This is a genomic window from Streptomyces sp. NPDC001985, from assembly GCF_040296845.1.
GTDB lineage: Bacteria > Actinomycetota > Actinomycetes > Streptomycetales > Streptomycetaceae > Streptomyces.
On the sequence record NZ_JBEOYB010000001.1, the window covers coordinates 204,465 to 219,334 of the forward strand.

General features: G+C 74.9%; 10 protein-coding genes. 9 read left to right on the forward strand and 1 reads right to left on the reverse strand.

The genetic code is table 11. The features are described from left to right. Positions 1-8 precede the first annotated feature (8 nt). The 5 genes from ABT122_RS00820 (at position 9) to ABT122_RS00840 (ending at position 7,816) form a co-directional block, all read left to right on the forward strand. On the forward strand, positions 9-3,863 hold the full coding sequence (locus tag ABT122_RS00820; RefSeq protein WP_351543168.1) for a tetratricopeptide repeat protein: 3,855 nt from the start codon (positions 9-11) through the stop codon (positions 3,861-3,863). Next, complete coding sequence (locus tag ABT122_RS00825) at positions 3,863-5,062, forward strand: GlnX family signal transduction membrane protein (RefSeq protein ID WP_351543171.1); 1,200 nt, start codon at positions 3,863-3,865, stop codon at positions 5,060-5,062. The genes ABT122_RS00820 and ABT122_RS00825 overlap by 1 nt, the downstream gene beginning before the upstream one ends. Before the next feature lie 19 nt (positions 5,063-5,081). Further along, positions 5,082-6,386 carry a hypothetical protein gene (locus ABT122_RS00830; protein WP_351543174.1) on the forward strand — a complete coding sequence of 435 codons (1,305 nt, stop codon included), beginning with the start codon at positions 5,082-5,084 and terminating at the stop codon, positions 6,384-6,386. 88 nt (positions 6,387-6,474) lie between these two features. Next, positions 6,475-6,882 (forward strand): BlaI/MecI/CopY family transcriptional regulator, encoded by a 408-nt coding sequence (locus ABT122_RS00835; RefSeq protein ID WP_351543177.1) that lies wholly within the window; start codon positions 6,475-6,477, stop codon positions 6,880-6,882. A gap of 4 nt (positions 6,883-6,886) precedes the next feature. After that, the gene (locus ABT122_RS00840) at positions 6,887-7,816 is read left to right on the forward strand and encodes a M56 family metallopeptidase (RefSeq protein WP_351543180.1); all 930 of its coding nucleotides are present in this window, start codon (positions 6,887-6,889) and stop codon (positions 7,814-7,816) included. An 81-nt stretch (positions 7,817-7,897) separates the two neighbouring features. On the opposite strand, the gene ABT122_RS00845 is transcribed toward ABT122_RS00840, so the two are convergent. Further along, a complete protein-coding gene (locus tag ABT122_RS00845) occupies positions 7,898-8,875 on the reverse strand; it encodes a sporulation protein (RefSeq protein WP_351543183.1) in 978 nt (325 codons plus the stop codon). A gap of 250 nt (positions 8,876-9,125) precedes the next feature. On the opposite strand from ABT122_RS00845, the gene ABT122_RS00850 reads away from it, so the two are divergent. From ABT122_RS00850 to ABT122_RS00865, 4 genes are all read left to right on the forward strand, one after another. Then, a complete protein-coding gene (locus tag ABT122_RS00850; RefSeq protein ID WP_351543186.1) occupies positions 9,126-10,193 on the forward strand; it encodes a CdaR family transcriptional regulator in 1,068 nt (355 codons plus the stop codon). A 244-nt stretch (positions 10,194-10,437) separates the two neighbouring features. Further along, complete coding sequence (locus ABT122_RS00855) at positions 10,438-11,562, forward strand: glycerate kinase (protein WP_351543189.1); 1,125 nt, start codon at positions 10,438-10,440, stop codon at positions 11,560-11,562. 190 nt (positions 11,563-11,752) lie between these two features. Next, positions 11,753-13,180, forward strand: coding sequence for a GntP family permease (locus ABT122_RS00860; protein ID WP_351543192.1), 1,428 nt, complete (start codon positions 11,753-11,755; stop codon positions 13,178-13,180). A 156-nt stretch (positions 13,181-13,336) separates the two neighbouring features. Then, positions 13,337-14,870, forward strand: a 1,534-nt coding sequence (locus tag ABT122_RS00865; RefSeq protein ID WP_351543195.1) for a PhoX family protein, incomplete at its 3' end; no start/stop codon positions are given.

The window sequence follows — 14,870 nt, forward strand, 5'->3', positions numbered from 1 at the left end:
TGCGGAGCATGGACGAGCCCGAGGGGCATTCCCCTGACACTGTCCCGGAGGACAGTTGGCGGGTCCGGCTGTCGCAGAGCGGGCACCCCCGGGCCGCGTCGCTCGGAGCGGGTGTGCTGCTTCCCGGCGGCCGGGTGCTCACCTGCGCCCATGTCGTGATGGAGAAGCGCTCCTCCCGGAAGGACGGCACCGAGGTCCCGCGTCCGCTGACGGAGGTGTACGCGGAGTTCCCCGGCGCCCCGCCGGACCGGGCGGGGCCGCTGCGCGCCACGGTCCTCGCGCCGTATCTCCGCCCGCTCACCTCGCACTTCAGCGCCGATCTGGCACTGCTGCAACTGGACGAGAGCCCTCCGGTCGACCCCGTCGTCCTCCACCGGCAGGTGCTCTCGCTCGACGACCTGGTGCACGCCGTCGGCTACCCCCGGGATCTGCCGGGCGGCGAGGCGGTCAGGGCGCGCATCATGGGGCGCGGCGGACCCGGGAGCTACCCCGAGTGGGTGCAGCTCGACGCCGAGTCGGCGCCCTATGTGATCCGGCACGGCTTCAGCGGCAGCGGGGTGGTGCACCGCCGCACCGGTGGGGTCATCGGCATCCTGGTGCACCAGCACGGCACGGAGCGGTTCCCCGTCGCGCTCGACCACGCCTACATGATCCCGGCGGAGACGATTCTTCGGCACCTGCCCGCGGAGGAGCTGAATCTGACGGTGTCGGGACCGCCCGCGGTCTCGCGCACCATCCCGCTCACCACCGGCCCGCACAGCCCCGAACGGGCCGCAGGGGTGGGGTACGTCATGACCCACTGGCTCCGCGACGGGGTCCCGCTGGCCCGCACCGGCACCGGCACCGGCACGGCCGCCGGCGCGGGAGGGACGGCGCAGGCGGGCGACCCGAGGGGCCCGGCCGCCGGCTCCGGCCGGGTGACCGAGCCCGTGGAGCTGGCCTTCGCCGGCGACGAGGACCAGGACGCGCTGTTCGCCATCCACTCGACGCTCATCCTCGCCGACCGTGAGCGCAACCCCCGGGTGATGTGGGACGGCGGGGCCAACCAGCCGCAGGTGGGCTCGATCGATCTCGCGCTGGACGCCACGGGCTGGACGGCCGAGCGGCTGGTGTTCCGCACCGCCGCCCGCGCCGGGCTGGTCGCCCGGACCACCGGGGGCACCGGGCCGGGCGGCCGGGCGGCCCCGGCCGCCGACACCGCCGCCCTGCTGGCCCGGATCGCCGGTGAGGGACCACCGCTCTCCGCGGCCTTCCTCTCCGTCGACCGGGCCGTTCCCACCGGCGAGGCGGTGCTGCCCCTGCTCCGGGCGCTGCTGACGTCCGGCCGCAGCCGGGTGATGCTCACCTTCCGCGACCCGCGCTCCCCGCTGCTGGCCGAGGTCGCCGAACTGCTCGACCCGCGCTGGGCGGAGCGGCGCGCGGACGCCACGGCCGCGCGGCTCGCCGTCCTCGCCCGGCTGGAGCGGCGCGGATCGACCGTGGCGGCCGGGCCGGGCCCGGCCGCGGAGCCCGTCCCCGGACCGCTGTCCCGGCAGCTCTCCGCCCGGTTGGCCGCGCTGCGCCGCGACGGCGGTCCGCGCAATGAGGCGGCCTCGCTGTACGAGCTGTTCCGGATACGCACGGCCGTCGAGGACGCCGTACAGGCCCTCGATCCGCCGCACGCCCCGCACGGGTACACCGTCACCGCGCCGGGCCCGGAGCTGACGAAGCTCCCCAAGGTCGTCGTGGGCAACCCCGACCACATCGTCGAGCCGGAGCCCCCGGTGCCGCCCGGCTCCGCCCCCGCCCCCGGTCCCGCGCTCGCGCGGGGCGAGGAACTGCACCAGCAGTACCGGGTGGTCGGCCGGCTCGGGCAGGGCAGCTTCGGTCAGGTGTATCTCGCCCACGACCAGATGCTGGAGAAGCGGGAGGTCGCCCTGAAGGGAGTGCACGACCCCGCCGACCGCAGTGCCACCACGACCGCCCGGACGGAGCGGCTCCGGCTCGTCAGCCTCAACCACCCCTCGATCATCAAGGTCTTCAACTACGCGAAACACCCCGACCATCCGGCGAACACCGCCATGTTCATCGTGATGGAGTACGCCAACGGCGCCCCGCTGCACTGGGTCGCCGAGCAGATCGCGCGGCGCGTCGAACCGTTCCACGACTACCGGGTGCACGAGTTCATCGCCGTCTACGGGCTGCACATCCTGGACGCCCTGCGCTATCTGCACGTCGAGCACCGCTTCGTCTACGGCGATCTCTCCCTCGGCAATGTCATGCACTGCGGCGAGGGCATCAAACTGATCGATGTCGCCGGGGTGCGCGACGTCGGGGCGCCCGGACCGGTCACCTATCCGGCCCCCGAGGTCCGGCAGTCCACCGGGGTGACCGTGTCGGCCGATCTGTACGCCGTCGGCGAGGTCCTCCGGGCGCTGCTCGGGCGGGTGCCCGAGGACCCGCCGGGCCTGGGCCCCGTCTCACTGCGGCACGCGCTGGGCCGGGCCACCGCCGCCCTGCCCGAGGAGCGGTTCGCCACCGCCGAGGAGATGTCGGTGCAGCTCCGCGGTGTGCTGCGGGAGCTGCGTTCGCTGCGGCTGGGCGAGGAGGAGTTCGAGCCGTCGTCGCTCTTCGGCGCCGCGCCCGCCGCGCTCGACGGCGAACTCGGCAAGGCCCCGCCGCTCGACCAGTGGCGCGGCGGCGGCAGCGGGAAGCGCCGGCTGACGGCCCGGCCGCCGGCCCCCGCCGAGGTCGCGCTCGGGCTGCCGGTGCCCAAACCCGACGGCGATGACGCGAACCGGAAGGAGCTCCAGCGCACCTCGTACGACGACCCGGCCGGTCTGCTCCAGCTCAGCAGCGCCTGGCACGAGTCGCCCGAACGGGCCCTGCTGCGCTGCCGGCTCCATCTGGAGATCGCCCGCGAGCACCCGGGCGAGGCCGCCGCGGAGCAGGCGGCGGCGGAGCGGGAGCTGCTCCGCGCCCGGTCCGCCGTCGGCGCCCTCGCCGCGTACGACTGGCGTCTGCACTGGCACCGCGGTCTGCTCCATCTCTCCCGCGACCAGGTGGAGTCCGCCCTGGCCTGCTTCGAGCTGGTCTACGAGGCGATCCCCGGCGAGTACGCGCCCAAGCTGGCGCTCGGCTACTGCCATGAACTCCTCGGCGACCCGAAGGAGGCCATGGTGCTGTACGGGGCGGTGTGGCACCGCAACCACGCGCTCGGCGGCGCCGCCTTCGGCCTCGCCCGGATTCATCTCGCGGACGGCAGGCCGAGGCTCGCCCTCGACTGCCTCGGCGCGGTGCCTCCCGACTCACGGCACCGCACGGCCGCCCGGACGGCCATGGTGCGCATCCTCGCCGACCCGCCCGCCGACGGGTCCCCGCCGACCGTGACGGCCGCCCGCCGGGCCTGGGTGGCGCTGCACCGGCTGCCGCTGAAGGAGGGGCTGACCGACCGGCACGCCCAGGAGCGGCTGCGCGCCGACCTCCTGGAGCTGCTGCTGCGGCTGGTCGGCCCGGCGCGGCCCCGGGAGCGGAGTCTTCGCCCGCGCGGGCGCGAGGAGCGGCCGGCGGAGGCCGGTCCGCTGGCCGCGCTCCACGCGGAGCTGGCGGAGCTGCCGGAGACCATCCCGGCCCCGCTCACCCGGCGCGATCTGTGCGAACAGCTCGCCGCCTGCTATCTGCGGCTCTTCGAGCAGGTGCCGCTCGCCCGCGGGCCGGGCCGGCGGGAGCTGGCGGAGGCGCTGGTCGACAACGCGTACCGCACCCGGCCCATCGCCCTCACCCACCGGCGGGGCGAGCCGCGCCGGGGCCTGTTCCGGCGCCGGCCGGCGCGCCCGGCCGACCGTCCCGGCGGCGGCACCGGGGCCGGGGCCGGGGAGCGGTGATGGACGGCCGGTCCGGTCCGCGCCGTCGCGCCGGGGCCCTGCCCCGGGGGCTCCGGCGGCTCGGACAGCGCGCGGCCTGGCGGTCGGCGGGCCGGGCACTGTGGCACTGGTCGTCGGGGCGCACCGCCACGGACCGGCGCAGATCCACCGGGCAGTTCCTGCTGGGCCGGATGGTCCTGCTGCCCGCCCTGGCCCTCGCGGTGCTCGCCCTCGCCGCGACCGCGTACTTCACCCTCGACGGCCGCACCGAGCGGCTCCGCGACCGGTACGCCCCGGCTCTGGTCGAACTGACCCACGCCAGGGTCTCGCTGACGGTGGCCCGGTACGAGGCCGAGCGCCGGCTCGGCACCGACGACGGCAAACCGCTGCCGCAGACGGATCTCGTCGGGCTCGGCGAGCGGTATCCCTCCCTGGTGACCGAGGCGTCCCAGAGCCTCAACAACGCCGCGCGGACCGGGGCCCTGCGCCGGGCCCAGGAGCAGGAGGTCCGGGTGGTGTCGGGGCTGGTGGTGGCGTACGACAACTGGATCGGCTGGGCGAACAGCCACCACGAGAGCGACGAGCTGCGCAGGGCGGGACTGAGCTACGCGGCCGGGCTGCTGGGGGACGGCACGGGCCCGGCCGGCTCGACGGCCGTGCTCGACCGCGTACGGGCGCTGGAACGGGAGCTGCGCGCGGACGCGGAGCGGCTGTCCGGGTGGAGCGCGCTGCCCTCGGCGACGGCGGTGGCGGCGCTGCTGACGGCGCTGGTCTTCGCCTTCGCCGTCGTCGGCACCCTCGACTTCGTCCGGGGGCAGCTGCGGGTCCGGAGCCCGCTGCTGACGGTGTACGCGGCGCCGGTCCTGCTGGTGCTCGTGGTGCTGGCCCTCGGGGTCGACGGCCAGCACCGGGCGCGCGAGCACGTGGGGCGGACCGCCGACCGGCTCGGGGAGGTCGCGGTGCCGCACGGCGCCTCCGCCGCCGGCGCTCCGGGCGAGGACCTGACGAGCGCGGAGATCCGGGGCGAGATCCGGGCCGGTGCCGCGATCGAGAAGGAGGCCGGTCTGCTCGCCGCCGAGCTGCGCGAGACCCGTTCGCGCGAGTGGTCCCTGGCCGCCGGTCTCTCGCTGGGGCTCGGCACGGCGGGGGCGCTCGCCTGCGGCTTCACCCTCTTCCACTACAACCGCAGGCATCTGGCGATCCAGTGGAGGACGGCGTGAGCGTGCGCGGGAGGACCGTATGAGGGCACGGCGCCCGCTGCTGCGCACCGCCCTGGTCTGTGTGCTGCTGGCCCTGTCGGCCTTCTCCGCGGCGGGGTGCGGCGCCGAGGAGGACCGGACGCTGGTGGTTCTGGGGCCCTGGACGGCCGGGGAGGAGAAGCCGTTCGTGGCGGCGCTCGCCAAGATCGGCGAGCGGACGGGCCACCGCTATGTGTACGAGGGCACGCGCTCCCTGCGCGAGACGCTGGTGGCCCAGCTGCGCACGGACTCGCCGCCCGATGTGGCGATCCTCAGCGGCCAGGGCGAGCTGGCCGAGTACGCCCGCGACGGCGACGCGAAGCCCCTGCCGGAAGAGCTGGCTGGCGCCGCCATCTCCCCCTGGGCGCCCCGGGTCTCGCTGCCGGACGAGCACGGCGAGCAGCGGCAGCACGCCTACTGGGTACCGGTGCGGGTCGATCTCAAGAGCCTGGTCTGGAGCCGCGCCCATGCCCCGGGGGGCAGCGGCGGGGACCGCTGGTGCCTGGGCATGGAGTCGGGCGGGATGTCCGGCTGGCCGGGCACGGACTGGATCGAGGACCTGCTGCTCCAGCTGCACGGCAGCGCCGTGTACGAGCGGTGGGCGACGGGCGATCTGAGCTGGACCGGGCCGGAGGTGCGCAGCGCCTGGCGGGCGTGGCGGACCCTGCTCACCGCGGACGGCGCGCGGGCGGGCGAGGAGGCGATATCCACCTCCTTCGAGAGTCTGGGCGACGGCCGGTACGGTCTGCTGAACCGGGGCGACTGCGCCCGGGAGCACCAGGGTTCGTTCATCCGCCGCCACTACGGGGACGATGTGACGCCCCGGCCCACCGCCGAGTTCCTCGCGGGCCCCCGGGGTCTGCCGGGGTTCACGGGCCCGGCGGCCTCCGGGGAGAGGGTGTTCGAGGTGTCCGGCGACATGGCGGCGGTCTTCACCCCCAGCGACGCGGCCTGGGAGCTGATGAGCCGGCTGGTGCGGCGGGAGACCCGCGACGACTGGGCCGCGGCGGCGGAACCGGCCGAGCGGCCGTTCTTTCCCGACGCGACCACGGGCCCCGGCCGGCTGACGGCCGGCACCTCGGCGGCGCTGAAGCTGTTCCGGGAGGCGGAGCGGGTCTGCTTCGACGCGTCGGACGCCATGCCGCCGACCCTGCGGGGCGCCTTCCACCGGGCGGTCCTGGAGTTTCTCCACCGGCCCCGTGACGCCCGGCTGCTCGACGGGCTGCTGAAGCAGCTCGAATCGGAGCGGCTGCTCCAGGAGAAGGCCGACGCGTTCGCCCTGGACCATCTGTGCGTACGCCGCTGAGGCCCGCACGCGCGCGGGCCCGGGCACCGCTCAGTACGATGGACCGCCCCGCGGCGGTGCGCGGGCGGGGAAGCGGGAGTGAGACGGCATGACGGACCGGCACCAAGACGGCGACGGCGGCCCGGGGCCCCGGCGGCGCGGACAGGGCGAGCTGGAGGCCGCGGTGCTGGGGGTGCTCGGCGGGGCGCCCGGCCCGGTCGGCGCGGGCTGGGTGCGGGAGCGGATCGGCGGCGGTCTCGCGTACACGACCGTGATCACCATCCTCACCCGGCTGCACGCCAAGGGCGCGGTCGCCCGGGAGCGGACGGGGCGGTCCTTCGTCTGGACGCCGGTCGCCGACGAGGCGGGGCTCGCCGCCCTGCGGATGCGGAAGGTCCTGGACGGCGAGCCGGACCGGCAGGCGGTGCTGGCGAGTTTCGTGACCGCGCTCTCCCCGGGGGACGAGCGGCTGCTCCGTGAGCTGCTGGCGCAGCTCCCTCCCGAAGAGGACGAGTGAGCGCGTGGGCGTCTTCGTCCTTCTGCCCCTGGTCCTGCCCTGCACCGCCTGGCCGGTCGCCCGCCTCGCCGAACAGCATCTCCACCCCCGCGCCGCCACCTGGCTGCTGACGGGGGTCGCGGGGGTCCTCGCCGTGTGCAGCACGCTCTGTCTGGCGCTGCTGATGGTCGTCGGCACCGCGCAGTTGCCCGGCAATCCGCTGCCGGACGGCTGGTCGGACCCCGAGGTGCGCGCGGCGGTCCCGTACGACGAGGTGGCGGGCAGGGCCGCGATCGTCGCCCTGGTCGCCGTGGTCGCCGCCTGCGCGCGGACCGTGTGGCGGCATGCGCGGGTGCGCCGGCTGGCCGGCCGGGCGCTGGCGGGGATCGCGCCGGGGCCGGTGGCGGTGGTGCGCGACGGGGCTCCGTACGCGTACGCCCTCCCGGGCGGGCCGGGGCGGGTGGTGGTCACGACCGGGATGCTGGCCGAGCTGGACCCGGCGGAGCGCCGGGCCCTGTTCGCGCACGAGCGGGCGCATCTCGCGGCCCGGCACCACCGGTTCCTGCTCGCCGCGCAGCTCGCGGCGCGGGCCCATCCGTTTCTGCGGCCCCTGCGGACGGCGGTGTTCTACGCGGCCGAGCGCTGGGCCGACGAGGACGCCGCGGCGGCGGTCGGCGACCGGCGCACGGTCGCGCGGGCAATCGGCAGGGCCGCGCTGGTGTCGCGCGGCGCGCCCCCGGCGGTCCTGGCGCACTTCGCCGTCGCGGGCCCGGTGCCCCGGAGGGTGGCGGCGCTGCTCGGCCCGGCCCCCGCGCCCCGGGTCTGGCCGTCGGTCTTCACCACGGTGGGTCTGGCCGTCTGGGGAGCGGCGGCGGGCACCACGGTCTCCGCGCTCTCGTCGGCGAACTCGGCGGTCACGCTCTTCTTCATCCTGAAGGCGGCCACACCGCTGTGACCCGGACCGCCCGGTGGGCCGGAGGCCACCGGGCGGTCGGCGAGGCCGTGCCGCACGGGGTGCGGCGGTGTCACCGGTGGCTCAGCCCTCCTCCTCCGCCCCCTCCTCCTCGTCACCCTCGATGAGGTCGCCGATCTCGTCGACCACCTCGGCCGCGATCAGTCCGCCGGCCACCCCGACCGCGAGCCCGGCCGCCCCGGCGGCGACCACCGTGCCGGCGCCCGGCCCCGAGCGGTGGGCGTGGTGGCCGTGGTGGGCATCGGTGTGCGCGTACGCGTCGGGGGCGGAGCCGGGGGTGCCGCTCCCGGTCAGCCGGCGGAGCCAGGAGTCGACCTCGGCGCCCCAGTCGCGGTGCCCCGCGTCGTGGTGGCCCGCGGTGAAGCGGGCGATCGCGTCGGGCTCCCCCGAGCGGGAGCGCCTGTCCGCCTCCAGGATCACGTCGAGGCCCTCGCTCTCCGCGAGGAAGGTCAGCTCGATCTCGTCCACCCGGTCCGTGTACCGGGGCGGCGGGGTGAGTTCGATCTCCTGGCGGACGGGCAGCCGCTGACCGGTGCCGTGCAGCCGGCCGTACTCCAGTCCGGCGGAGCGGAATCCGCAGCCGAGCTGTCCCAGGGCTTCGAGGACCGCCTCCTGGGCGGGCAGGGGGCGCACCACCAGCGGGTCCAGGTCCCCCCGGTCCCGCGCGCCCGCCACCACCAGTTCGGTGCGGACTCCGAGGGCGACCCCGAGGCGCTGGCCGTGCAGTTCGGTGAGAGGGGTCTCCCACGGCAGCGTCACCTCGAAGGAGAGGCTCCACCGCTCGCCCTCGGCGAGGCGGAAGCCGCCGCCGACGGGGAACCGGTCGAGGACGGCCGTCTCCGCGGGACCCCCGTCGTCGCCGGACGCGACACCCGCGACCAGTTCCAGGGCGAGCTGTTCGACCATGACATCGGACCTGCCGCCGCTCAGCCGGATCTGCCCGGTGAGACGGCCGCCGGGCAGTACGGCGTCCGCGTCGAGGACCGTGTCCACCGTGGGCCCGCCGACACCGAGCGAGCCGAGCAACCGTTTGAACACCATGACGGCGTTCCCCTCTTCCTGTTCGTGAGTGCGGTGACGGTGAGAGGCGCGCGGGGGCAGCGCGGAACAGTCCGGCGCCCGCTACTTCTACACGCCTGTAGAAGCATAGAGGGGGACGGCGCACGGTGTCAGCAACTCGGCGGCACACGGGGAGAAGCGCGCCCGGAACGGGCGAGGGGCGCGGACGGGCGCGCGGGCGCGGTGTTCGCGGTCGCCGGTCGGATCGCGCGCGCACGGGTAGGTTGGCCCGATGATTGCCGGCACCACCGCACAGGCCATTGTCGACGACATCGTCGGCCGGCTCGGGGTCAATGTGAACATCATGGACGAGCGCGGGGTGATCACCGCCAGCGGTGACCGCTCCCGGGTGGGAAGCCTCCACGAGGGCGCCCTGGAGGTGCTCCGGACGGGGGCGCCGTTCTCCGTCACCGGGGTGCGGGCCAGGGAGCTGAACGGAACGCGGGCCGGTGTCAACCTCCCGCTCCGTCTCGACCACGAGATCGTCGGCGTGGTCGGCGTGAGCGGTGAACCCCAGGACGTGGGCGAGATCGCGCTGGCCATCGTGCGGCTGGCCGAGCTGATGGTGCTTCAGCAGGCGTTCCTCGGCGAGGCCGGCTGGCGCCACCGGGTGCGTCAGCAGATCGTGGAGGACCTCATCGCCGACCGGCTGACGGTGCGGAGCTGGCGCCAGCGCCAGCGGCTCGCGGGGTGCCGGGTGGAGCCCCCGTACACACTCCTCGCGCTCCACGGCGAGGGGCTCGCGACCCCCGCCGACCCTCGTGAGCTGTACCGCAGGCTGGACGCGGACGAGAGTGCCGTGCTGGTGGCCGCGGACGCCGAGGGGACGGTCTGGGCGGTGGCCGGCGGGACCGCCGCCGCGGCCCCGCGCCGCCGGCTCACGGCGCTCCGCGAGAGCCGGCCGGACATCGGCACCCTGGACGCGGGGACGGCGGAGGACTTCGCCGCGCTGACGGAGCGGACCGGTCAGGCGGTGTTCGCGATGCGCAGAGGGCCCGTCGGCGAGGTGCGGCTCTCCGATCTGGAGCTGCCCGCGCTCCTCGCGCGGCTCGACACCGGGACCCGGGCCGCGACGGCGGAGCGGATTCTCGGTCCGCTCTCCGCCGAACTGCGGCAGACCCTGCGGCTCTATCTGAGCCACAACCGCAGCCTCACCGACGCCGCCCTGGCCCTGAACGTGCACCGCAACACCCTCGCCTACCGGCTGGGCCGCATCCAGCGGCTGACCTCGCGCGACCCCCGGTCCTTCCAGGACGCGGTCGTGCTCCAGGTGGCCCTGCACCTCGCCGACCCGCGCTGAACCGCCCGCCCGCCCCGCGCACGGCGCCTCCCGCACGGGCCTTTGCGCACGAGCCTTTGTGCACGGGCCTTTGCGCACGAGCCTTTGTGCACGAGCCTTTGTGCACCGTGCACAAACCGACCTGTGCACAGGGGCCGGAATTCGTCGTCCCGGCCAATACTGACCGGGCCCGCCAGTCCCTAGAGTTCCGACACAGCCCATCCGAATCCCGAATGCGCTGAATCCTCCCGAAGGGCCTGGTTCCGTGCGTGTCGTCATCGCCCCCGACTCCTTCAAGGGCAGCCTCACGGCCACCTCCGTCTGTGCCGCGATCGAGACCGGGGTACGCCGCGCGCTGCCCGACGCCGATGTGGTGCGGGTGCCGATGGCCGACGGCGGCGAGGGCACCCTGGACTGCATCCTCGGCGCGACCGGCGGCGAGGAGATCGGGCTGACCGTCTCCGGGCCCCTGGGATGGCCGGTGCGGGCCCGGTACGGACTCGCCGCCGACGGCCGGTCCGCGGTGGTGGAGCTGGCCGCCGCCTCCGGACTGCCGCTCCTCGCCGGCGCCACCGACGCGCTGCGCGCCGACACCACCGGTACGGGCGAGCTGATCGCCGACGCGGTGCGGCGGGGCGCGCGCGAGGTGCTCGTCTGCATCGGTGGCAGTGCCAGCACGGACGGCGGCACCGGACTGCTGCGCGCGCTCGGCGCGCGCTTCGAGGACGCCGCCGGGGACGAGCTGCCGCCCGGCGGCGGCGCGCTCGCCGGCCTGGCCCGCGTCGATGCCGGCGGGGTCGGGGACGCGGTCCGGCAGACCCGGTTCCGCATCGCCTGCGATGTGACCAACCCGCTGGTCGGCCCCGAGGGCGCCGCCGCCGTCTTCGGGCCGCAGAAGGGCGCGACCCCGGACCAGGTCCGGCAGCTCGACCGGGCCCTCACCCGGTTCGGCGATGTGCTCGCCGGACAGTTCGGCGTCCGGGTGCACGAGCTGCCGGGCGCGGGCGCGGCCGGTGGCACCTGCGGCGGCATGGTCGCCGTCCTGGGCGCCGAGCCGGTGCGCGGCTGCGAGCTGGTCGCCGAGACAGTCGGGCTGCCGGCGGCGCTGACCGGCGCCGACCTCGTGATCACCGGCGAGGGCCGGCTGGACCGGCAGAGCGCGGCGGGCAAGGTCGTCTCGATGGTCGCCCGGCTCGCCGGGGAGCGCGGTGTGCCGGCCGTGGCGCTCGCCGGGCAAATCGTCCACCCGCTGGACGATCTGTACGCCATCGGACTCACCGCCGCCTTCGGTATCGCCGACGGCCCCCGCACCCTCACCGCCATGACCGGGGACGCGGCCCGGCTGCTGGCGGCGGCGGCGGAACAGACGGTGCGGCTGCGCACCGCCTGACCCGCACGCCGCTCCCCCGCCCCCGCCCGGGGGAGCCGCTCCGGACCGGACGCCTCCTGAGGCCGTCCCCTCCGGACCGGCTCCCCTCCTCCCCCGTACCCGAATCCGTCCCCGTACCGAAGACGGTTCCCGCACCCGAACGCGGTCCGCCGTACCCGAACGCAGTCCCCCGTTCCCCGCAAGGAGTCCCATGAGCACCGCTGGACCCGCCCTGCTCGCCGCGCTGGCGGCGAGCATCGGCCTGATCATCCTTCTCTGCGGCCGGTTCAGAATGCATCCGTTCCTCGCCATCGTCCTGGCCACCTACGGGTTCGGACTCGTCGCGATGGGCATCGGCGCCGCGACCGGCGCGGAGAAGCCCTTTGTCCACCAGCTCGGCACCACCATCGCCGAGGGCTTCGGGTCCATCCTGGCCAGCATCGGCCTGGTGATCCTCTTCGGCACGATCATCGGCAAGGTGCTGGAGCGCACCGGCGCCGCCGTGACCCTCGCCGAGGCCGTGCTGAAGGTCGTCGGCAAGCGCCATCCCGCGATAGCCATGTCCCTGATCGGATGGGTCGTCTCCATCCCGGTCTTCTGCGACTCCGGCTATGTGGTGCTCTCCCCCCTCCAGCGGTCGATCGCGCGGAAGACCGGCAAGAACCCGGTCGTCCTGGGCACCGCGCTGGCCACCGGCCTCTACGCCTCGCACACCTTCGTACCGCCCACGCCCGGTCCGATCGCGGCGGCCGGCAATGTCGGCATCGGCTCCGACGGACTGATCTGGGTCATCCTCTTCTCCATCCCCGTCTCGCTGGTCGCCGCGCTCGCCGGACTGGTCTGGGCCCTGCGCCGCACCGGCAACCTGGAGAGCAGGCTCCCCGACGCCCACCAGACGTTCGAGGAGTACAAGGCACAGTTCGACCGGCTCCCCAGCCTGACCCGGGCCCTCACCCCGATCATCCTGCCGATCGTGCTCATGGCCATCGGTTCGGTCGCCGCCTTCCCCGCCGGGGACGGCACGCTCGTCGACGGAGCCCTCGGCAGCCTGCTCAAGGACCTCGGCGCCCCGGTCAACGCGCTGCTGATCGGGGTGATCCTGGCGCTCGCGCTGCTGCCCCCGAAGCGCGACGCCAAGGCGCTCACCACCTGGGTCGCCGAGGGACTGGTCGACGCCGCCCCGATCCTGGTCATCACGGGTGCGGGCGGTGCGTTCGGCGCGGTCATCAAGGGCACCCCGATGGCCGACTACATCTCCTCCCTCATCGGGGACGGATCGGCGGTCAGCGGCCTCACCGCGCTGCTCGTGCTCTTCGGCCTGGCGGCACTGCTCAAGACCGCGCAGGGCAGCAGCACCGCCTCACTGATCATCACCTCCACGCTGGCCCAGCCGCTGCTGCCCGCGCTCGGTCTGGACGGGCACCTCGGCTCGGTCCCCATCGGACAGGTGCTGGCGGTCCTCGCCATCGGGGCCGGCGCGATGGTGGTGAGCCATGTCAACGACTCCTACTTCTGGGTGGTTTCGCAGTTCTCCGGCATGAGCGTCAAGACCGCCTACCGGGCCCAGACTGCCGCTACCCTCGTCCAGGGCCTGGTCGCACTGGGTTCGGTCCTGATCCTCGGGGCCTTCCTGCTGTAGTCGCGGAGAGGGGCCGCCACCGGACCGCGCCACGGAGCGGGCGGCCACCGGGCCGCCCTCCTCCGGGAGCCACCCGCCCGTCAGCACCGTCGCACGCTCTGGACCGAGTACGTCGAACATCTGTCGGCGCGCGACGCGCGCCGGAGGAGGAGAACCGTGCCCCAACCGCTGCCGCTTCTGCCCACCGAGCCGCACTCCGGCGGACGCTCCGCGCTCACCTGCCGCTACCGCTGCGGGGACGCCTGTTCCCGTCCCATACCCAACACCAGCGCCAACGCGTACGCGGGGGACATCATCGCCGGGGTCCTCTCCCGCCGCTCGCTGATGCGCGCGGCCGCGGTGGTGACCGTCGCGGCAGCCGCCGGCGCCTCGGCGGTCGCCGGTCCCGGAGGCGGTTCCCCGGCCCGTGCGGCGGCCGGGCAGGCGGTCCCGAACGGAGGTCGCGGGCGCGCCGATGGCGCCCGCGGTCTGCGCTTCACCGCCGTCGCCCCCAATGGGACGGACACGGTCACCATCCCCGCCGGCCACACCCAGGAGGTGGTGATCCGGTGGGGCGACCCGATCCTGCGCGGCGCGCCCGCCTTCGACCCCGAGCACCAGACCGCCCGGGCCCAGGCGGGCCAGTTCGGCTACAACAACGACTTCCTCTCGCTCCTCCCGCTGCCCGGGGAGCGGGGGCGTCAGATCATGGTCGCCAACCACGAGTACACCAGCGAGTGGCTGATGTTCCGGGGCTACGACCAGGAGAACCCGACACGCGAACAGGTCGGGATCGGCTGGGCCGGGCACGGGCTCTCCGTGGTCGTGGTCCAGGAGGAGCGGGGAACCGGCCGGCTGACCCCGGTCCCCCGGCACCGGCTCAACCGGCGCGTCACCGCCACCAGTCCCTTCGAGCTGACCGGCCCGGCGGCGGGCAGCCCGCTGCTGCGGACCTCCGCCGACCCGAGCGGCACCCGGGTCCTCGGCACCTTCAACAACTGCGCGGGCGGCACCACCCCCTGGGGCACCACCCTGCACGGCGAGGAGAACATCAACGCCTACTTCGCCAACGGCTCCAGCGCGACGGACGAGCGGTACGGCATCGCCCCCGGGGCGACCGAGCGCAAGTGGGAGCGGTTCGACCGGCGCTTCGACGCGACGCTGGAGCCGCATGAGTCGCACCGCCACGGCTGGGTGGTCGAGCTGGACCCGTACGACCCCGGCTCGGTGCCGCGCAAGCGCACCGCGCTCGGCCGCTTCAAGCACGAGGGCGCGGAGCCCCGGCTCACCGATGACGGGCGCCCGGTGGTGTACATGGGCGACGATGAACGGTTCGAGTACTTCTACAAGTTCGTGTCGTCGAAGCGGATGCGGAAGGGCACCTCGCGGGCGGCGCGCGAGCACAACCTCACCCTCCTCGACGAGGGCACCCTGTATGTCGCCAGGCTGACCGGTGACAGCCCGCAGGACATCGACGGCAGCGGAAAGCACCCGGCCGATGGGGAGTTCGACGGGACAGGCGTATGGATTCCGCTGGTCACCGGTAATGTCTCGCACGTCCCGGGGATGACCGCCGACGAGGTCCATGTCTTCACCCGGCTCGCCGCGGACAAGGCCGGCGCCACGAAGATGGACCGGCCGGAGGATGTCGAGCCCTCGCCGCGCACGGGCCGGGTGTATGTCGCGCTCACCAACAACACCGACCGGGGCA

Coding starts and splice junctions, on each gene's coding strand:
- ABT122_RS00820 (WP_351543168.1), top strand. CDS start 9: ATGGACGAGCCCGAGGGGCATTCCCCTGACACTGTCCCGGAGGACAGT.
- ABT122_RS00825 (WP_351543171.1), top strand. CDS start 3,863: ATGGACGGCCGGTCCGGTCCGCGCCGTCGCGCCGGGGCCCTGCCCCGG.
- ABT122_RS00830 (WP_351543174.1), top strand. CDS start 5,082: ATGAGGGCACGGCGCCCGCTGCTGCGCACCGCCCTGGTCTGTGTGCTG.
- ABT122_RS00835 (WP_351543177.1), top strand. CDS start 6,475: ATGACGGACCGGCACCAAGACGGCGACGGCGGCCCGGGGCCCCGGCGG.
- ABT122_RS00845 (WP_351543183.1), bottom strand. CDS start 8,875: ATGGTGTTCAAACGGTTGCTCGGCTCGCTCGGTGTCGGCGGGCCCACG.
- ABT122_RS00850 (WP_351543186.1), top strand. CDS start 9,126: ATGATTGCCGGCACCACCGCACAGGCCATTGTCGACGACATCGTCGGC.
- ABT122_RS00860 (WP_351543192.1), top strand. CDS start 11,753: ATGAGCACCGCTGGACCCGCCCTGCTCGCCGCGCTGGCGGCGAGCATC.